The 19,246-nt window shown below is 71.6% G+C and carries 19 protein-coding genes; 12 read left to right on the top strand and 7 right to left on the bottom strand.

Features of this window, described 5'->3' with window-relative positions:
- Positions 1-35 precede the first annotated feature (35 nt).
- Positions 36-707 carry an enoyl-CoA hydratase-related protein gene (locus tag OG718_RS37570; RefSeq protein ID WP_306940371.1) on the bottom strand — a complete coding sequence of 224 codons (672 nt, stop codon included), beginning with the start codon at positions 705-707 and terminating at the stop codon, positions 36-38.
- A 222-nt stretch (positions 708-929) separates the two neighbouring features.
- On the opposite strand from OG718_RS37570, the gene OG718_RS37575 reads away from it, so the two are divergent.
- The 3 genes from OG718_RS37575 to OG718_RS37585 all read left to right on the top strand — a co-directional run bounded on the left by OG718_RS37575 (position 930) and on the right by OG718_RS37585 (position 4,820).
- Entirely contained in the window at positions 930-2,315 is a 1,386-nt protein-coding gene (locus OG718_RS37575) for an extracellular catalytic domain type 1 short-chain-length polyhydroxyalkanoate depolymerase (RefSeq protein ID WP_328846310.1), read from the top strand.
- A gap of 237 nt (positions 2,316-2,552) precedes the next feature.
- Complete coding sequence (locus tag OG718_RS37580) at positions 2,553-3,881, top strand: SGNH/GDSL hydrolase family protein (RefSeq protein WP_328847901.1); 1,329 nt, start codon at positions 2,553-2,555, stop codon at positions 3,879-3,881.
- A 144-nt stretch (positions 3,882-4,025) separates the two neighbouring features.
- A complete protein-coding gene (locus OG718_RS37585; protein WP_143631382.1) occupies positions 4,026-4,820 on the top strand; it encodes a maleylpyruvate isomerase family mycothiol-dependent enzyme in 795 nt (264 codons plus the stop codon).
- Between the two features lie 96 nt (positions 4,821-4,916).
- Here OG718_RS37585 and OG718_RS37590 read toward each other — a convergent pair whose 3' ends face one another.
- Positions 4,917-5,459: a MarR family winged helix-turn-helix transcriptional regulator gene (locus tag OG718_RS37590; RefSeq protein ID WP_143631380.1), complete on the bottom strand. Its 543-nt coding sequence runs from the start codon at positions 5,457-5,459 to the stop codon at positions 4,917-4,919.
- Between the two features lie 105 nt (positions 5,460-5,564).
- Here OG718_RS37590 and OG718_RS37595 point away from each other — a divergent pair, with 105 nt between their 5' ends.
- Both OG718_RS37595 and OG718_RS37600 read left to right on the top strand, forming a co-directional pair.
- Positions 5,565-6,080, top strand: coding sequence for a YceI family protein (locus OG718_RS37595; RefSeq protein WP_143631378.1), 516 nt, complete (start codon positions 5,565-5,567; stop codon positions 6,078-6,080).
- A gap of 117 nt (positions 6,081-6,197) precedes the next feature.
- Positions 6,198-6,686, top strand: a complete 489-nt coding sequence (locus OG718_RS37600) for a MarR family winged helix-turn-helix transcriptional regulator (RefSeq protein WP_143631374.1) — start codon at positions 6,198-6,200, stop codon at positions 6,684-6,686.
- Positions 6,687-6,744: 58 nt separating this feature from the next.
- On the opposite strand, the gene OG718_RS37605 is transcribed toward OG718_RS37600, so the two are convergent.
- Entirely contained in the window at positions 6,745-7,992 is a 1,248-nt protein-coding gene (locus tag OG718_RS37605; RefSeq protein ID WP_328846311.1) for a sensor histidine kinase, read from the bottom strand.
- Positions 7,993-8,151: 159 nt separating this feature from the next.
- Here OG718_RS37605 and OG718_RS37610 point away from each other — a divergent pair, with 159 nt between their 5' ends.
- The 4 genes from OG718_RS37610 (at position 8,152) to OG718_RS37625 (ending at position 12,417) form a co-directional block, all read left to right on the top strand.
- Complete coding sequence (locus OG718_RS37610) at positions 8,152-8,517, top strand: DUF4333 domain-containing protein (RefSeq protein ID WP_328846312.1); 366 nt, start codon at positions 8,152-8,154, stop codon at positions 8,515-8,517.
- Between the two features lie 156 nt (positions 8,518-8,673).
- Positions 8,674-9,360, top strand: a complete 687-nt coding sequence (locus tag OG718_RS37615) for an ABC transporter ATP-binding protein (protein WP_328846313.1) — start codon at positions 8,674-8,676, stop codon at positions 9,358-9,360.
- Positions 9,361-9,524: 164 nt separating this feature from the next.
- Positions 9,525-11,540, top strand: a complete 2,016-nt coding sequence (locus OG718_RS37620) for an FtsX-like permease family protein (protein ID WP_328846314.1) — start codon at positions 9,525-9,527, stop codon at positions 11,538-11,540.
- Positions 11,541-11,721: 181 nt separating this feature from the next.
- The gene (locus OG718_RS37625; RefSeq protein WP_306940379.1) at positions 11,722-12,417 is read left to right on the top strand and encodes a response regulator; all 696 of its coding nucleotides are present in this window, start codon (positions 11,722-11,724) and stop codon (positions 12,415-12,417) included.
- Between the two features lie 70 nt (positions 12,418-12,487).
- Here OG718_RS37625 and OG718_RS37630 read toward each other — a convergent pair whose 3' ends face one another.
- The gene (locus OG718_RS37630; protein ID WP_143631355.1) at positions 12,488-12,811 is read right to left on the bottom strand and encodes a MazG-like family protein; all 324 of its coding nucleotides are present in this window, start codon (positions 12,809-12,811) and stop codon (positions 12,488-12,490) included.
- 90 nt (positions 12,812-12,901) lie between these two features.
- Positions 12,902-13,468 (bottom strand): DoxX family membrane protein, encoded by a 567-nt coding sequence (locus OG718_RS37635; protein WP_143631352.1) that lies wholly within the window; start codon positions 13,466-13,468, stop codon positions 12,902-12,904.
- Positions 13,469-13,644: 176 nt separating this feature from the next.
- Between OG718_RS37635 and OG718_RS37640 the strand changes: the two genes are divergently transcribed.
- Both OG718_RS37640 and OG718_RS37645 read left to right on the top strand, forming a co-directional pair.
- Positions 13,645-13,971 (top strand): hypothetical protein, encoded by a 327-nt coding sequence (locus tag OG718_RS37640; RefSeq protein WP_055615677.1) that lies wholly within the window; start codon positions 13,645-13,647, stop codon positions 13,969-13,971.
- Positions 13,972-14,080: 109 nt separating this feature from the next.
- Positions 14,081-15,094 carry an aldo/keto reductase gene (locus OG718_RS37645; protein ID WP_328846315.1) on the top strand — a complete coding sequence of 338 codons (1,014 nt, stop codon included), beginning with the start codon at positions 14,081-14,083 and terminating at the stop codon, positions 15,092-15,094.
- A gap of 327 nt (positions 15,095-15,421) precedes the next feature.
- Here the strand turns inward: OG718_RS37645 and OG718_RS37650 are convergent, their stop codons facing one another.
- Positions 15,422-16,210, bottom strand: coding sequence for an SDR family oxidoreductase (locus OG718_RS37650; RefSeq protein ID WP_328846316.1), 789 nt, complete (start codon positions 16,208-16,210; stop codon positions 15,422-15,424).
- A gap of 143 nt (positions 16,211-16,353) precedes the next feature.
- Between OG718_RS37650 and OG718_RS37655 the strand changes: the two genes are divergently transcribed.
- Positions 16,354-18,000: an alkaline phosphatase D family protein gene (locus OG718_RS37655; protein WP_143631344.1), complete on the top strand. Its 1,647-nt coding sequence runs from the start codon at positions 16,354-16,356 to the stop codon at positions 17,998-18,000.
- A 134-nt stretch (positions 18,001-18,134) separates the two neighbouring features.
- Here the strand turns inward: OG718_RS37655 and OG718_RS37660 are convergent, their stop codons facing one another.
- Positions 18,135-19,139: a Gfo/Idh/MocA family protein gene (locus OG718_RS37660; RefSeq protein WP_143631342.1), complete on the bottom strand. Its 1,005-nt coding sequence runs from the start codon at positions 19,137-19,139 to the stop codon at positions 18,135-18,137.
- Positions 19,140-19,246: the final 107 nt, after the last annotated feature.

The raw sequence follows: 19,246 nt of genomic DNA on the forward strand, positions 1-19,246 counted from the left end.
GAGGGCCGTCCGAGGGGGTTCCCGCGCCCCGAGGGTCAGCCGAGGGGGTTGTCCCTGTTCCGCAGGGTCGTGAGAACGGGCTCGTACATACGGGACTTGATGGTGCCGAGGGTCGGGCCGGCCTTGCCCACCTGGGCCCGGGCGAGTTCAACGGCGGTCGCGCGTACGGCGTCCTCGGCCACCGCGTGGTCCACGAGGGCGGCGGCGAGGGCGTCGCCGCCCCCGTAGCGGCGGGCCGTGGTCATGGCCTCGTGTGCGGTCTGCGGCGTCAGCCGGGACTGGATCAGCGCGGACATGCCCGGTGTGAAGGGGATGTTGATGTCGGCCTCGGGCAGACACCAGAAACCGCGGTCGGCGCGCATCACACGGAAGTCGTGGGCCAGCGAGAACATCGCGCCGGCCGCGAAGGTATGACCCTGGAGGGCGGCCACCGTGATCACGGGCAGGGAGAGCATCCGCGCGAACAGCTCCTGGACGCGGGTGACGTACTCCTGTTGCTGGTCGGAGTGCGCGAACAGCCAGTCCAGGTCGAGGCCGCTGGAGTAGAACTTGCCGGTCGCGGCGGTCACCAGGGCGCGCGGCCCCTCCGCCTTCTCCACCTCGTCCAGCGCGGAGTCGACCGAGGTGATCCAGTCGGGGTGGAAGCGGTTCTCGCCGTCCCCGAGGTCGAGTACGAAGACGTCGTCCTGGCGGTCGAGCATGGGCATGTTGACTCCCTCATGAAGTTACTTGACGGTAACTTACGCTCGCGGCAGGGAACTCGCAATGGTCCGCGCGTTCGCAGTGGCCGGTTTCGGTCTCCCGCTGTGGGAGCGCTTCCACGACAGTCATGACCATGCCATGCGACCGGCCCCGTCGCATGGTGTCGCTCCATCACGCCATCACTCCATCGCGTCCTCCCCACGAGCCGCGATCCGGAAGGGACGGACATGTCCGCCACTGGCAGCAGCAACACCGTGAGGAGACGGTCGCGTTCGGGGCTCGCAGTGCTCTTCGGAGCGCTCGTGTCCCTGCTCGCGACCCTGCTTCTCGGCGCACCCGGGGCCTCGGCCGGCGCGGAGCCGACCACGTCCGGGGCGCCGGCCCGCGCGGGCGCCCCCGCCGCGGCACCGAACGCCGCCCCAGCCGCGGCGCCCACCGCCGCACTCACCGAGGTCACCAACTTCGGCACCAACCCCAGCAACCTGCAGATGTACCTGTACGTGCCGGACAGCGTCACCGCGAACCCCGCGATCGTGGTGGCCGTCCACTACTGCACGGGATCCGGCCCGGCGATGTACTCCGGAACCGAGTACGCCTCGCTCGCCGACCGCTACGGATTCATCGTCGTCTACCCGTCGGTCACCCGCGCCAGCAAGTGCTTCGACGTCTCCTCGCCGCAGGCGCTGAGGCGGGGCGGCGGCAGCGATCCCGTCGGCATCAAGTCGATGGTCGACTGGGTGACGCGGACGTACTCCGCGGACACCGGCCGGATCTTCGCCACGGGCATCTCCTCCGGCGCGATGATGACGAACGTCCTGCTCGGCGACTACCCCGACGTGTTCGCGGCCGGCGCCGCGTTCTCGGGTGTGCCGTTCGGCTGCTTCGCCACCACCGACGGCTCCGAGTGGAACAGCGCGTGCTCCGGCGGCACCGTGATCCACACCCCGCAGGAGTGGGGCAACCTCGTCCGCACCGCCTACCCGGGCTACACCGGTCCCCGGCCGCGGATGCAGGTGTGGCACGGCACCGAGGACGACGTCCTGCGCTACCCCAACTTCGGGGAGGAGATCAAGCAGTGGACCAATGTGCTGGGTGTGAGTCAGACTCCGGCCGCCACGGACTCGCCCCAGTCCGGCTGGACCCGCACCCGGTACGGCTCCACCGGTGACCGGGCTCCCGTCGAGGCCATCAGCCTCCAGGGCGTCGGCCACAACCTGTACGCGTACGGCATGGCGGCCCGGGTGCTCACGTTCTTCGGCCTGGACAGCTCGGACCCCGGGCCCCAACCCCAGCCAGGCGCCTGCAAGGTGACCGTCACGACCAACGCCTGGAGTACGGGACTGACCGGCTCCGTGACGATCACCAACACCGGCACCGCCCGCATCGAGGGCTGGAGGCTGGCCTTCACCCTGCCGTCCGGGCAGACCATCACCAACGGCTGGGGCGCCACGTACGCCCCGGCGAGCGGGGCGGTGACCGCCACCAACGCCACGTACAACGGCACGATCGCGCCGAACGGGAGCGTCGACATCGGCTATCAGGCGAATCACGGCGGCAACAGCGCGACTCCGACCGCCTTCACCCTCAATGGGACGACGTGCACGGTTGCTTGACGGCCCGTCAGCAGTACTCGTGACGGCCCGTCAGCAGTACCCGTGACGGCCCATCAGTAGTCCCCCGTGACGGTCCGCCAGTAGCTCTGTGACGTCCCGTCACGTCCCGTCATGTCCTGGCGGCCGGAGGTGCGTCCCCGGCCGCCAGGAACCCCGTCCGCCGCTCCGGAGGAGTTCACCGTGCCCGCGAAGCCGTCCACGCGAAGAAGAGCCCCGTTCGCCCGCCTGATCGCCCGTCTGCTCACCCCCCTCGTCCTCATCCTCGCCCTCGTCGTGACCTCCTCCGCCCTGGTGGCCCTGGTCGAGGGGGCCCGGGCCACGGAAGGGGACACCGGCCGCCCGACGTCGTCGTCCGCCGCCCGGCACTGGGTCAACACCTGGACCGCGATGCCGCAGCTCACCGAGCCGGGCAACATGCCGCCCCCGCCGTTCACCGAGGAACGTGCCGTCCTGACCGACACGACCCTGCGGCAGACCGTGCGTGTCTCGACCGGGGGTGAGCGTGTGCGGCTGCGGTTCTCCAACGCCTTCGGCGACACCGCGCTGCCGCTCACGGCGGTGACCGTGGCGCTCCCGCTCGACGGACGGGCCGGCGTCGCCGCGATCGAGCCCGGCACCCTGCGGCGGGTGACCTTCGGCGGGCGCGGCTCCGCGACCGTGCCCGCCGGGGCCCAAGTCGTCTCGGACGCACTGGACTTCGGCCTCCGGCCGGGCTCCAACCTGACCGTGACCGCCTACCTCGCCGAGGGCCAGCCCTCCCTCGCGCTCACCTCGCACCCGGGGTCGCGCACCACCTCGTACCTCCAGAAGGCCGACCACACAAGGGACTTGGACCTCCCGGAGGCGACCCCCGTCAACCACTGGTATCTGCTCAGCGACGTCGAGGTGCTCTCCGGGCGCGGCACGGCGGCCGTCGCCGTCCTGGGTGACTCCCTGACCGACGGCCGGGGTTCCACCACCAACGGGAACAACCGCTGGCCGGACCGGTTCCTGGACCGGCTGCACGCCCGGGCCGCGACCGACGACGTGGCGGTCCTCAACCAGGCCGCCGGCGGCAACCGCGTCCTCAACGACGGGCTCGGCCCCAACGTCCTCGCCCGCCTCGACCGCGACATCCTGTCCCGCAGCGGAGTCTCCTGGCTGATCGTCTTCGAGGGGGTCAACGACATCGGCACCGCCGCGGCCACCCCGGAAGCCCAGCGGGGCGTCACCGCCGAACTGATCGCCGCGTACGAGCAGATCGTGGTCCGCGCGCACGCGCAGGGCATCCGGGTGTACGGGGCCACGCTGACGCCGTTCGGCGGCAACACCATGTACGACGACCCGGCCGGGCACCGTGAGTCGGCCCGGCAGGCGGTCAACTCCTGGATCCGTACGAGTGGGACGTTCGACGCGGTCATCGACTTCGACCGTGCCGTCCGCGACCCGCAGGACCCGCGCCGGCTGCTGTCCACCCTGCACGACGGGGACTGGCTGCACCTCAACCCGGAGGGCTACCGGACGCTGGCCGCGGCCGTCCCGCTGCGGCTCTTCCAGCGGGCGCCCGCGAGGCCCGATGTCGGTTGACGGTTCAAGTGGGATGGCTTACGGTCCAGCTTGAAGGTTCAAGTTAAAGATGCGGCAAGTCGAAGATGCATCGGGCCGGCCCGTGCGGAGTGGGGCCCGAACCGGGCCGCCAATACACCCCCATTCTCCTCGGAGTTGAAGCACATGACCGAACGTGCCGACCAGATCATCGACGCTCTGCGCAGCGGACACGACTACCTCACCACCGTCGTGCACGGCCTCGCGGCCGCCGACCTCGACCGGCCCTCCGGGGCATCGGAGTGGACCGTCTCCCAGGTGCTCAGTCACCTCGGCAGCGGTGCGGAGATAGGCCTGGCCGTCCTTGAGGGTGCGCTGAGCGGCGCCGGGCCCAAGGACATGGACTTCAACAAGTCCGTGTGGGCCCGCTGGGACGCGATGTCCCCGGCCGAGCACGCCGAGGGGTTCGTCGCCTCCAACGAGGCACTGGTGCGCGCCTACGAGGACCTCGACGCGCAGACGCGCCAGGACCTGCGGATCGACCTCGGCTTCCTGCCCGCACCCGTGGACGTCGCCACCGCCGCGGGTCTGCGGCTCAGCGAGTTCGCCAACCACTCCTGGGACGTGGAGGTCGCCTTCGACCGGACCGTTGGCCTGGCGCGGGCGGCGACCGAGCCGCTCCTCGACCAGGTCGGCATGCTCATAGGCTTCGTCGGCAAGGCGGACGCCCTCGGTGGCCGGCACGTCCGCGTCGCCGTCCGCACCACGTCCCCCGAGCGGTCGTTCGGACTGGACCTGGGTGACGCGGTCGCGCTCACCGACGAACCGGCCGAGCCCGACGCGGTGCTCAGCACACCTGCCGAGTGGTGGCTCCGGCTCGTCACGGGCCGCCACTTGCCCGCGAACACGCCCAAGGGCGTGACCCTCACCGGGGACGGCCTGACTCTGGACGACCTGCGCCGGGTGTTCCCCGGCTTCTGACGGTACGTACGTCATGAGGTGAAGGGCTGTGGCCGCGAGGGGACGTCCCCTCGCGGCCACAGCCCTTCACCGGTTCGTGGCGCCTTCGGTGCGCCGCTACCCCGGCTTCTCGGCGGTGTGCCCCTCGGCGTCCGGGGCCGTCGGTGCCGGGAGCAGGTCGTGCAGTTGCGCGTACCGATGGGCGCAGGCCGTCCGGGCGATGGCCTCGGAGACGGCGTCGGCCAGGGGGCGCGAGGACTCGCTCAGCAGGCGGCGGGCCTTGTCCGTGAGCGTCACCTCGATGCCGCGCCGGTCGCCGCACGCCGAGTTCTTGCTGATCAGCCCTGCGTGCTGCAGACAGGCGACCTGATAGGTCAGCCGCGTCTTCGGGCGCCCCAGCAGCTCCGCGATCCGGGTCATCCGCAGGCTGGAGCCGGGCTGGTCGGCCAGCAGGCACAGCACCAGGAACTCGTCGTGCGAGATCCCCATGGCGTCCTTGACGCGTGAACGCAGCGACTGCTCGATCGCCCCGGCCGCGGCCAGCAGACGCATCCAGGCCCGCAGCTCGGCCGGCAGCAGCCCGGCGTCGTCCGTCGGCAGCCCCTCGCCGCCCGTCGGCTCGCGTCCGGGCTGGTCGGCGGGGGCGGAAGAGTCGGCCATAGTGCCCAAGTCTACCCGTTGTTCAATTTTGGATAATCGGCTAGCGTAGGGTCATCCAAATTTGGATTACTGAGTCCGTCGTTCGAAACCGTCAGGAGAAGTCCCATGACCGTCGCCGTAGAAACCGGCCTGTGGCAGCTCGACCCCGCCCGCACCACCGTCGCCATCAAGCACAAGACGATGTGGGGCATGGTCACCGTGAAGGGCGCCTTCGGCGGCGTCACCGGCGAGGGCGAGGTCCAGCCCGACGGCACCGCCCGCGGCACGATCACCCTGGACGCCGCGTCCCTGGACACCAAGAACCGCAAGCGCGACGAGCACCTGCACGGCGCCGACTTCTTCGATGTCGAGCGGCACCCCTCCCTCGTCTTCGCCGTCCGCAACGCCACGGTCCGCCAGGACGACACCGTCGAGATATCCGGTCAGCTGACCGCCCGTGGCATCAGCCGCCCGCAGACCGTCACCGCCCGCGTCACCGGCGCGACCGCCTCCGCGGTCACGCTCACCGCGGAGTTCACCGTGGACCGGTCGCAGTTCGGCATGGGCTGGAACCAGATGGGCATGCTCCGCGGCCTGACCACCGTCACGGCGACGCTCAGCTTCACGCGTACGTCCGCGTAGGCGATTTCACGTACGCCGGCGTCGGTCCGTACGCCCGCGTGGACGACGCGGGCAGGGGCTGGGACGGGGCTTGCGGAGCGGGCCGATCACTTGAACCGTCACGTTAAAGTGGCGGCCATGGAGACCCCGCAGGAGCCTTGCCGGCTGACCGACGGCGAGAAGGAGGCCTGGCACGCGCTGGCCGGCGTGCTGGTCAGGCTGCCGGGCGCGCTCGACGCGCAGCTGCAGCGCGACGCCGGGGTCAGCCACGTCGAGTACCAGGTGATGGCGATGCTCTCCGAGGCCCCGGAGCGCACGATGCGGATGAGCGAGGTCGCCGGCTGCACGGGCACCTCGCTGTCCCGCCTCTCCCACCTGGTCAAGCGGCTGGAGAAGAGCGACTGGGTGCGCCGTACGCCCGATCCCGCCGACGGCCGCTACACCCTCGCCATTCTCACGGACGCGGGCCGGGACAAGGTTGTCGCGACCGCCCCCGGGCACGCGGAGGCTGTGAGCCGCTACGTCTTCGAACCGCTGACCAAGGCCCAGCAGAGGCAGCTGAGCGACATCGGCCGTCGTATCTGGCAGAGCCTCGCACCGGACGACCACTGCCTGCCGCCGGGCTGACGCCCACGGGGAGCTTCCTCGGAGCTTGAGCGCGGGCCGCCTCGGAGGAAGAGTCGGTTCAGAGGGCGAGTCGCCTCGTGCCCGTCCCCTCTGTGGGGAGCAGGGCGATGACCTCCCAGCCGGTGTCCGGGCGCGGGCCGGTGCGGAGTTCGCCGCCGAGGGCGGTGACGCGTTCGGTGAGGCCGACGATGCCGAAGCCGCCGCCACGGGCGGCATGCGGCATCTGCGTGCCACCGCGCCCGTCGTCGCGCACCAGCACCCGCAGCGTGCCGTGCTCGTATGTCAGGCCGACGGTGACCTCGGTGGCGTCGGCCGCGTGACGGCGTACGTTCGTCAGGGCCTCCTGGACCACGCGGTGCGCGGCGGCCTGCACCTCGTGCGGCAGGTCCGCGGGCACCGAGGGATCGCGGTGCAGCACGGCCTTCGGGCCGACGAAGCCGCCGAAGTCCCCGACCAGGTCCGCGAGCGACGACAGGTCGGCAGCCGGGTGCCGGTCGGCGGGCCCCGGACCGGTCAGGTCCTGCGGGCCCTCGCGCAGGATGCCGACCGTGCGGCGCATCGAGGAGAGCGCCTCGGTGGCGGCGTTCTGGATGCCCGCCAGGACCGGGTCCAGGTTCTCGGGTTCGGTGACGGCCATCATGCGGGCCATCTGCGTCTGGACCAGGATGCCGGTGACGTGGTGCGCGACGAAGTCGTGCAGATCGGCCGCCATGGCGAGACGTTCGGAGCGGCGGGTCTCGGTGACCGCGACACCGCGCCGGTGATCCAGAACCCGCAGATAGCCGCCGAGCCCGGCCATGACGGCGACCAGCAGCACGAGCACCAGGACGGCCCCGGTCATGCCCGCCGTGCTGTCGTCCCGGAGGGAGCCGCGGATCACACGCAGCGGCAGCACGACGACGGCCACACCGTCCAGTACGGAGCACGCGACCACCCAGCGCGGCGGGCAGCCGCGGACGGCGACCAGCAACAGGCAGAGCAGGATCGCGCTCTCCCCGGGCCCGAACCCCTCCATCCGGCCGGTCGGGGCGGCCACGGCCGTGATCACCAGGGAGACGCCCGCGGGTACGCCGGTACGCAGCTGAGGGGTGAGCCAGGCGGGCTGACGCGCGGCGGGCCAGAGCAGGGCCGCGAGACCGAGCGGCAGCACCACGAACAACGGCCAGAGGACGCCGCCGTCGTTGGCCGTGATCACCAGATCCGTGAAGGACAGCAGGACCAGCACGGTGATGCCGGCCGCCCGCAGACAGCTCTGTCTGCGGGCGCGGGGCGCGGCGGGATCGTCGACCGGATGCTTGAGGTTCACCTCGCCGAGCGTACGGAGCGGCCGAGGTCGGGGGATCGGCCGATCGGCTGACCGGGGCGCGAACGGACCCGTGGACAGTGGCCGTTCGGCCGAGGCGCGCGGTGCCGTCGGGCGGCGAGAGTCGAGGCACATCGAACACCTCGACCTCAGGAGAACGCCATGCAGCGCAAGCACTTGATCGTCATCGGCGGCACGGCCGTCGCACTCGTCGGTGGCGGTGCGGGAGTGACCTACGCGGTCAGCGGCACGCAGTCGACCACGGAGCTGGACAGCTACTCCACCGTGACGGTGGACGGCCACAAGGCCCTCAGCGCCCAGATCCTCGGGGGCCGCATCCAGTCCAAGTACCGGCCGCTGCCCTGGATCGGCCGGGACATCGGGCCCGTGTCCTGCCCGAGTGGGCTGAAGGCGGTGGCCGGCGCCTCCCTCACATGCACGGCGGAGGCGGACGGCAAGCGGGTGGAGATCCCGGTGAGCGTCGTCAAGGCCGGTGAAACGTCGATCACCTGGAAGTTCGAGCGCTGAGACCCACGTCCCACCGGGACAGCGCTGAGACGCGCACCCCACCGCGAACCACCGGGACAGTGCGCCGAGACGCGCACCCCCACCGCGAACCACCGGGACAGTGCGCCGAGACGCGCACCCCCACCGCGAACCACCAAGAAGGAACGGCACACGATCATGGGCACCGTCCTGTCCGGGCTCGGCCTGGTCAAGAAGTACGCGTCCGCCACGGCACTCGCCGGCGTCGACGTCGAGGTCGGCGAGCGCGAGTCGCTGGCCATCATGGGCCCCTCCGGGTCCGGCAAGTCCACGCTCCTGCACACCCTCGCCGGGATCATCCGCCCTGACAGCGGGCAGGTCCTGCTGCGCGGCGAACGTATCGACCACTGGGGCGAGAACCGGCTCAGCGCGCTGCGGCGCGGACGCTTCGGCTTCGTCTTCCAGTCCGGCCAGCTGCTGCCCGAACTGCCGGCCGAGGAGAACATCGCCCTGCCGCTGATGCTGGAGGGCGTACCCCGCAAGCAGGCCGTCGCACGGGCCCGCCGCTGGTTCGCCCCGCTCGGCCTGGACGGTCTGGAACAGCGCCGCCCCGGGCAGCTGTCCGGCGGGCAGGCCCAACGAGTGGCGATCGCCCGCGCGCTGGTGGCCGAACCGGACGTGGTCTTCGCCGACGAACCGACCGGCGCGCTGGACCAGTCCACCGGCGAGGAGGTCGTCCGGCTGCTCACCTTCGTCACTCGCGAACAGGGCGCCTCCCTGGTCATGGTCACCCACGACGCCGAAGTCGCCGCCCACTGCGACCGCATCCTCCAGGTCCGCGACGGCCGCGTGCACGGCCACAGTCAGTACACGGTGACGCTCTGACGGAGCGCGCCCACCTTTCGGTCCGTGTGGGCCGTTCGAGGCGGGCTCACGTTCTGATCCGCGCCGACCCGAGCGCCTCTTTCAGGGGCGCGGGGAACTGCGCGACCAGCCCCCCGACCCGCAGCCATCGCCCAACGCCCCGCCCCGTACGTTCGGAGCCCTCCATGCCCTCCCTTCTGCCACTGACCTGGCACCTCGCCCGCCGCTCAGGCCGCCGCGGCCTGCAGTCCCACCTCCTGGCCGCCGGCGCCGCCGCGGTCAGCGCCCTGGTACTGCTGGCGCTGGCCGCGGCCTGGCTGGGTGCCGGCGCCCGCGCGGACCGCACCGACTGGCGCACACCCCACCCCGACAGACACGGCACCGCCATCCAGGCCCTGGCCACCACCTTCGTACGCGGCGAACCGGTCACCGTCGTCAGCCTCGCCCAGCTGCCCGGCCACAAGGCCACGCCTGCCCCACCGGGCGTGGCCGCCTTCCCGAAGCCGGGGCAGGTCTACCTCTCGCCCGCCCTCGCCGAGCTGACGCACAAGCTGCCCGCGAACCAGCTCGCCGACCGGTTCCCCAAGCCCTCGGCGTACGGGGCGGTCGGTGACCCCGGACTGGCCGCTCCCGACGAACTCCTCGCGGTGATCGGCCGTGCCCCCTCCGACCCCGCGGTGTCCAACGCCGCGGGCGAGGCGACCCTGTACGCCGGTCTGACCGACCGGGCCGTCGTCTCCGACTTCTCCGGCACCACCCCGAACGCGTTCACCGCACAGGACAAGGACGTCATGCTGCTGGGCGTCGGCCTGCTCGTCGTGCCGGTGATCGTGCTGGCCACCGCCGCCGGGCGGCTCGGCGCCGCCCGGCGCGAACAGCGGCTCGCCGCACTGCGGTTGGCCGGCGCCACGCCCCGGCAGATCCTCGCGATGACCGGCGCCGAGGCGGCGGCCGTCGGCGCGGCGGGAGCGGCCGCCGGTGCCCTCGCGTACGGCGCGCTGTTGCCCGCCCTGGCCCGCCTCCCGTACGGCATGGGCACCTGGTTCGCCGGTGACCTGTGGGTCGGGGTGCCCGCCCTGCTCGCGGTCGTCGCCGGGGTGGCCCTGCTGACCGCGCTCAGCGCGGTGAGTGCGCTGCGCGAGGTGGTCCGTTCACCGCTGGGCGTCGCCCAGCAGTCCGACCCGCGGCGCACCCGCATGATCCGCCTGGCCCTGTTCGTCGGCCTCGTGTTCTACGTCGTCACCACGGCCCGGGGCGGCGGCCTCAGGACTCCCCAGGTCGTCGCGCTGATGATCCTCTTCTACGGGGCGTTCTGGATCGTCGGTCCCTGGGCCGTGGACCGGCTCGGCAGGATCATGGGCCGTTTCGCCCGCCGTCCCGCCACCCTGCTGGCCGCCCGCCGGCTCAGCGACGACCCGCGCGGCGCCTGGCGCACCGTCAGCGGCCTGGTCCTGGCGGGCTTCGTGGCCGGGTTCTTCTCCGTGGCACAACTGAACTTCGGCGGATTCACCTACCCGCACCAGGTCGCCGTGGCAGCGACGGCCGGAACCCACACGTCCGGCACCGTACGGGAGACCGCCGACCGGGCCCGCGAGCTGCTGAAGGAGGCCGGGGTGCCCGCCACCGTGCAGGTCCGTACGGGCGACAGGGCCGACGAGTCGCCGCTGCTGGGCAAGACGGGCTTCACGGCCCGGATCTCCGGCGGCCCCGCTCGGCTCGACACCGCCGTGACCGTGCTGGCACCGCTGAACCCCGTGACACCGGCCCACACCGACAAGGACTTCACCGCCGTCGACGACCTCGCCACCGGCGAGCTGCGGAGCCTCAGCCTGGCGACCATGGCCTTGAGCTTCCTCGTCGCCACCGCCTCCGCCGGTCTCACGGCCGCCGCGAACGTCCTGGACCGCCGCCGGGTGTACGGCAGGCTGCGGCTGGCCGGCACGCCGCTGCGGGTGCTGGACCGGGCCCGGGTCCGGGAGACGGTGGTCCCGCTGGTCCTCCTCGCCGGGACCATGACGGGGTGCGGTGTCTACGGCGCGATGCAGCTGAACAAGGCGGGGGGCACCACGATCAACACGTCGGGTGCGCTGCAACTGGCCGGGTGTGTGGTGCTTGGAGCGGGGGCGATGTTCGCGGCGATCGGGGCCAGTCGGCCGCTGTTGCGGGCCGTCACCGTCGATCCGGCTCAGCAGCCGGATTGAGGGGTGGGCCCGCATCGGTTGGGGGAGCGACCAGGGGCGTGGTTCGGCTGCGGGCCGGTGGGGCTGGTCGCGCCCCGCGGCTGAGCGCACATGTCACAGCCCCGCGCCCCTGAAAGACTGCGCAGTTCCCCGCGCCCCTTAAGGGGCGCGCCTCCTCTCCTACCTCAGGCAAGATGCGCCCATGAACGACCGTGACCGTGACCGTGCTCCGATCCGTGTCCTGATTGCCGACGACCAGGACATGGTCCGTACGGGATTCCGTTTCTTTCTCGACGCGCAGCCGGACATCACGGTGGTGGCCGAGGCCTGCGACGGGGAGGAGGCCGTGGCGCTGGCCCGGCGGTTGCGGCCCGACGTGTGTCTGCTGGACATCCGGATGCCGAAGCTGGACGGGCTGGAGGCCACCCGGATGCTGGCCGGACCGGATGTCGCCGACCCGATGCGGGTCGTGGTGGTGACCACCTTCGACCTCGACGAGTACGTCTACGGCGCCCTGAACGGCGGTGCCTGCGGCTTCCTGCTCAAGGACTCCGGGCCGACGCTGCTCGCCGAGGCCGTCCGCGCCGCGGCGGTCGGCGACTCGCTGGTGTCCCCGTCGGTCACCGTCCGCCTCCTCAAGCACGTCACCGCCGCCCGGACGCCCGCCCCGGCCGTGGCTTCCGTACCACTGGAGCCCCAAGAGCCCCTGACCGAACGTGAGTTGGACGTCGTACGCCTGGTCGCCCTCGGCCACACCAACGCCGAGATCGCCGCGTCCCTCTTCGTCTCCCTCTCGACCGTGAAGACCCACCTCACCAGCGTCCAGCTCAAGCTCTCCGCCCGGAACCGAGTGGAGATCGCCGCCTGGGCCTGGCAAACCGGCCGAGCGCCCCAATAGGGGCGCGGGGAACTGCGCGACCAGCCACGAAGGACCCGCAGGTTCGCTGCGACGTTTCCCGCGCGGAGCGCTACGGCTCCAGCGAGCGGTCCCTCACGCGGGCAAGGTGCGTGGCGAACACCTCGCGAGTCTCCGGCGTCAGTGTCCGCAGGGCCACCGCGGCCGTGATGATCACGTCGCACAGCTCCGACTGGACGTCGTCCCAGGTGTGGGACACGCCCTTGCGCGGGTTCTGCCCGGTGGCGCCGATCACCGCCTCGGCGACCTCGCCGACCTCCTCCGAGAGCTTCAACATCCGCAGGAGCAGGGCCTCTTGGGGCGGGCGGGCCGGCTGCGTGCTCTCCAGCCGGTCCTGGATGCGGTCGATGGACTCCCAGAGATCGTCGTCGCTCATGACGATCAGCCTGTCACGAGCCCGGCCGCACCGGGGCGGGTGCCGGTCACCGACCGTGTCCGAAGTGGTCTCAAGTGGTCCCAGGTTGTCCTAGGCGCTGTAGGACATGCTGTCCTCGCCGAACAACTCCCCCTGCTCGCCCTCCTTTTCGCTCCGCAGCCGCTTGTTGCGGAGCCCCACCACGGCCAGCGTCGCGGCAGCCGTCCCCGCCAGGGCGACCGGCACCATCCAGCTGCGGTCGACCGCGTGGCCGAGGGCGTGGTCCAGGGAGAGCCGGCCGGGGCCCGTGACGGCGAGGCCCGCGGCCGCGAGACCCAGGGACGCGGCGTGCTCGTAGCCGCCGCTCTGGTTGAAGAAGCCGTTCGGGGCGTGCACCGCCGACGCGCCCGCCATCGCCCCGGCCGCGGCCGCACCGGCCGCCGGAGTCGCGAGGCCGAGCGCGAGGAGTGTGCCGCCGCCCGCCTCCGCCAGGCCCGCCGCGGCCGCGCTCGCCCTGCCGGGCGCGTACCCCACGGACTCCATGAACTGGCCGGTGCCGGAGAGCCCGCCCCCGCCGAACCAGCCGAAGAGCTTCTGCGTCCCGTGCGCCGCGAGCACCCCGCCCGTGCCGAGGCGGAGCAGCAGCAGTCCCAGGTCGCGTCGGTCGAAAGAGGTCACGGTTCTCTTCACTCCTCGGATGTCCCAGCCGGTGTCCCAGGCGGCCGTTCTCACGCGAACGGCCCCTTTTGTCTCGTACGCCGCCTGCCCACCGTCGCACCGAACAGTCGCCCGGGTCCTGGCCCGCGCCGCCGTTCGGGTGGCGGGGGCGGCCGGGCGGTGTGAGTCTGACGTCCATGACGATTCAGGTAGCCAAGCTGAGCAACCCGGCCGTCCGGGACTTCGTCAGCGCCGTGAACGCCCATGACCGGGACGCCTTCCGGGCCGTCCTCACGCCCGACGCGACGATGTCCGACGACGGCTCGGACCGCGACCTCGACGAGTGGACCGAGCGGGAGATCTTCGACTCCCACGGCCATATGGAGGTCGACAACGAGTCGGACGGCGGCCTCGCCCTCCTCGCCCGCTACAGCAACGACGCCTGGGGCGAGATGCGGACGCGGTGGAGCTTCACCGTCGACGGCGGCGGCAGGATCTCCCGCTTCGAGACCGGCCAGGCGTAGCGACCGCCGCGATTTCGCCGTCGCAGTCCTGCCGTCGCGGTCTTGCTCTCGCAGTCCCGCCCCCGCGGTCTTGCCCTCGCGCGCACTCCAACTCCTAGCGTTCATGGGCATGGAGAGCAGCGGAAGCACACGGAGCGACGACGGGCGCAGGACTCTGGGGCGCAGCGGTATCGAGGTGAGCGCCCTCGGTTTCGGCTGCTGGGCCATCGGCGGCGAGTGGGCGAGACCCGACGGACAGCCCCTGGGCTGGGGCAAGGTCGACGACGACGAGTCCGTACGGGCGGTCCGCCGCGCCCTCGACCTCGGCGTCACCTTCTTCGACACGGCGGACGCGTACGGCACCGGGCACAGCGAGCGTGTCCTCGCGCGGGCGCTCGGCAAGCGGCGGGCCGACGTCGTCGTCGCGACCAAGTGGGGCAACGTCATCGACGAGGAGCGCCGGCTCGCCGTGGGCAGCGACGACTCACCGGAGTACGCCCGACGCGCGCTCACCGCCTCACTGCGACGGCTGGACACCGACCACATCGACCTCTACCAGCTCCACATCTCCGACGCCGACCCGGAGCGCGCCGCCCAACTCCGGGACGCCTGCGAGGAGTTCGTGCGCGAGGGACTCGTCCGCGCGTACGCCTGGAGCACCGACGACCCGGAGCGGGCCGCGGTCTTCGCCGAGGGCGAGCACTGCGCGGCCGTGCAGCACCGCCTCAACGTCCTCCAGGACGCACCCGAAATGCTGGCGCTCTGCGAGGAGTCGGGGCTCGCGAGCATCAACCGCAGTCCGCTGGCGATGGGGTTGCTGACCGGCAGGCGCGGGCCGGGCCAGTCGCTCGAAGCGGGCGACATCCGCAGCAGGCCGCCCGCCTGGCTCCCGGGCTTCAACGACGGCGGCGGCGCCGACCCCGAGTGGCTCGCGCGCGTCGACGCCCTCCGGTCCGTCCTCACCAGCGGCGGCCGTACGCTCGCCCAGGGCGCCCTCGCCTGGCTGTGGGCCCGCAGCCCGCTCACCGTGCCCATCCCAGGCTTCCGCTCGGTCGCACAGGCGGAGGAGAACGCGGGCGCACTCGCCCAAGGCCCGCTCACCGCAGGGCAGTTGACCGAGATCGACGACGCCCTGGGCCGCTGACGGCGGACGCACGGGCTCCCGCCCGGATTGATGGGCAGCCGTTCCGCGGCCCGGGTCGCAATCCCGCGGTCCCACGCGGAATCCCCCCACCCGAGCCGCCGGAACGGCTGCCGCCTCCCCCCAGAGGTGTGGCACGGAAGTCCTGTGCTCCAAATGTGAAGTTCTGGTGGAGGAGTGTCGAGCATAGGCCTGTAACCGGCCGAGATACTGCGGAGGTATCCCCTCCGTTTGTGCAGATTGACTCGTAGGGCGGTGCCCCGTCAGGGGTGCGGGGAACTGCGCGACCAGCCACGTACGACCCGCACCCTTCCCACGGCCGGCGGCAGCCTACCCCCGCCCCACATACGGCATCGCGGTAGCGAGAACCGTCGCGAACTGCACATTCGCCTCAAGCGGCAACTCCGCCATGTGCCGCACCGTACGAGCCACGTCCGCCACATCCATCACCGGCTCGGGCGCCACCTCCCCGTTCGCCTGCAGCGCCCCCGTCTGCATCCGCTCGGTCATGTCCGTCGCCGCGTTGCCGATGTCGATCTGCCCGCAGGCGATCCGGTACGGCCGCCCGTCCAGCGACAGCGACTTCGTGAGACCCGTCAGCGCGTGCTTGGTCGCCGTGTACGCGGCCGACTGCGGGCGGGGCGTGTGCGCCGAGATCGAGCCGTTGTTGATGATCCGGCCGCCCTGCGGATCCTGCTCCTTCATCTGCCGGTACGCCGCCTGCGCGCACAGGAACGCCCCGTCGAGGTTCGTGCCGACCACATGACGCCAGGCCTCGTACGGCAGCTCCTCGAACGGCACTCCGCCCGGACCGAAGGTGCCCGCGTTGTTGAAGAGGAGGTCCAGCCGCCCGAACCGGTCCCGCGCGGCGGCGAACAGCGCGGCCACCTCGTCGGGCCGCGAGACATCGGTGCGCACACACAAGGACGTGCCGTCTTCCGCGGCCGGCTGCCCCGCGCGTGCCGTCTCCGCCAGCGCCGCCGTCTCCTCCAGGCGCTCCGCACGGCGGCCCGCGAGCGCCACCGACCAGCCGGTGCGCAGCAGCTCCACGGCCACGGCCCGGCCGATCCCCGAGCCCGCTCCCGTCACGACCGCGATCTTCGTTCCCTTGGCGTTCATGGCCCAGCAGCGTACGTGAGGACAGGCGATCTTCCGCCACACGAATCTCATCTGTCCGACATCTGACTGGTGCGTACGTGACAGTCCGGCGTCGAATCTGATCACTCCAATACCTAGTACAACAACAGTCAGGGGAAGGCCAGATGACACTCGCAGGCCACCAGCAACAGTCGCAGCACGCCCCCGAACTCCGCGCCGCCGCCCGTCACCTCGGACGCCGCCGTTTCCTCACCGTCACCGGCGCGGCAGCCGCGCTCGCCTTCGCCACCAACCTGCCGACCGCGGGTGTGGCGGGTGCCGCGGAACTCGACGCGGCGAAGATCACCGACAACCCCTTCACGCTCGGCGTCGCCTCCGGTGACCCGCTGCCCACCTCCGTGGTGCTGTGGACCCGGCTCGCGCCCAGCCCGTTCCAGGCCGACTCCGGTCTCCCGTCGCAACGCGTCATAGTGCGCTGGGAGTTGGCCCGCGACGAGCGCTTCAGACACATCGTCAGACGCGGCGCGGCCGTCGCACACCCCGAGTTCCACCACTCCGTACACGTCGAGGTCGGCCACCTCGACTCCGACCGCGTCTTCTACTACCGCTTCCGCGTGGGCAGTTGGGTCAGCGAGACCGCCCGTACCCGCACCGCGCCCTCGTCCCGCTCGGACGTCTCCGAACTGACGCTGGGCGTGGTCTCCTGCCAGGCGTACCACGACGGGTACTTCACCCCGTTCGGCCATCTCGCCGAGGACGACGTCGACGTCGTCTTCCACGTCGGCGACTACCTGTACGAGTACGCGGTCAGCTCGGTCGGCGGCGTGCGCAACTACACCGACCGCGTGCTGCCCGACGTCTTCAACCGGGAGACGATCACCCTGGAGGACTACCGGCTGCGGTACGCCCTCTACAAGACCGACCCCGACCTGCAGGCCGTACACGCCGTGCACCCCTTCGTCGTCACCTGGGACGACCACGAGACCGAGAACAACTACGCGGACGACATCCCCGAGAACGACGTACCGCCGGAGGAGTTCCTGCTGCGCCGCGCCGCCGCGTACCGCTCGTACTGGGAGAACCTGCCGCTGCGCCACCCGCAGCGGCCCGAGGGCGCCGACATGCGGCTCTACCGCCGTCTGAACTGGGGTCGGCTCGCGCAGTTCGACATCCTCGACACCCGGCAGTACCGCACCGACCAGGCGAACGGCGACGGCTGGAAGACGCCCACCCCCGAGTCGGACGCGGAGTCGCAGACCCTGCCGGGGCTCGCCCAGGAGCGCTGGCTGATCGACGGCTGGAAGCGGTCGAACGCGCTGTGGAACGTCGTACCGCAGCAGGTCGTCTTCGCCCGCCGCAACCATGCCACGGCCGGCAACACCACCCTCAGCATGGACGCATGGGACGGCTACCCCGCCTCCCGCAGGCGGCTCCTGGCGGGCGCCGAGGCGGCCGGTGTGGAGAACCTGATGGTGCTCACCGGCGACGTCCATGTGTCGTACGCCTTCGACATCAAGCAGGACTTCGCCGATCCGGGGTCGCGGACGCTGGGCACCGAGATAGTCGCCACGTCGATCAGCAGTGGACAGAACGGGGCCGCCCGGCCCGCCAACTGGGCGGGTTACCTTGCCGCCAACCCGCACATGAAGCACTACAACGGGCATCGGGGGTATTCGACGGTCCGCCTCGGGCGGGAGTCGGCCCGGGTCGACTTCAAGACGGTGGCTGCCGTGACCACGCCCGGGGCCGCGATCACGACCGCCGCGTCATTCGTCACCGAGGTGGGGGATCAGGGGCTGAAGCCGGCGTAGCGGTTACGGCGGGAGGGGTGGGGGACTGCGGGTGGTTCGTCGGCCGCGGGCCGGTCGTGGCTGGTCGCGCCCCGCGGCGGAGCCGCAAATGACACGGCCCCGCGCCCCTGAAAGCCAAAAGCCCGGGCGCCCCCTCAGCCGGAAACCTCGCCCGGATATGTGACGCCGACGCGGTCCCGTACCGCGTCGAGCGTTCGCATGACCGCCAGCGTGCCGTCGAGGGGGACCAAGGGGGACTCGGTCTCGCCGGCGCGGAGGCAGCGCATTGCCTCGACCGCCTCGTGCTTGAGGCTGGCCTGGGTTCCGTCGGCCGCGCTCGCGGTGAACTCCTGCGGGTCGCGGCCGTCGCGGTGCAGTACGAAGCGGTCGGCGTGGAAGAAGCCGGACGGGATGTCGATACGGCCCTCGGATCCGGTGACCGAGGCGGAGGTGGACGTGCCGCCCACCAGAGAGCAGTGCAACGAAGCGAGAGCGCCGCTCTCCCAGGAGAGCAGCATTCCCGTCTGGAGATCGACGCTCTCGTCGGAGAGCACCGCTCTCGCCATCACCTCCGAGGGCTCCCCGAGCAGCAGGTGCGCGAACGACACCGGATAGACGCCCAGGTCGAGCAGCGCGCCGCCGCCCTGCGCCGGATCGCGCAGCCGGTGGGTGGGAGGGAAAGGCCCCGAAAGGCCGAAGTCGGCCTGCACCGTGCGGACCTCGCCGATCGCCCCCTCGTCGACCAGCGCCTTCAGCTGCCGGATCAGCGGGTTGCAGTACATCCACATGGCCTCCATCAGGAAGCTCCCGCGCTCCTTCGCGAGGCCGACCAGCTCCTCCGCCTCGCGCGCGTTCAGCGTGAACGCCTTCTCGCACAGCACGTTCCGGCCCGCCTCGAGACAGAGCCCGGCCGCCGCCCGGTGCGCCGAGTGCGGAGTCGCGACGTACACGACATCCACGTCCTCGTCCGCCGCGAGGCTCTCCCAGTCGCCGTACGCCCGGGGTATCCCGAACCGCTCCGCGAACGCCTTCGCCGACTCCTCGGTGCGCGACGCCACCGCGACCACCTCGGCGTCCGGCAGATCGATCAGATCCGCCGTGAACGCCCCGGCGATCCCACCGGTCGCCAGCACGCCCCACCGCACACGTTCTCCCGACATCCCAACCCCTCGCTCCGTGAGCACGATCACCCGATGGCCGACGACCGAACGTCGCCGACGACTCGAACGCGATGGTCTCGACCACCTGTACGAGCTGAGAGCATAGG

The organism is Streptomyces sp. NBC_00258 (assembly GCF_036182465.1).
Taxonomy (GTDB): domain Bacteria; phylum Actinomycetota; class Actinomycetes; order Streptomycetales; family Streptomycetaceae; genus Streptomyces.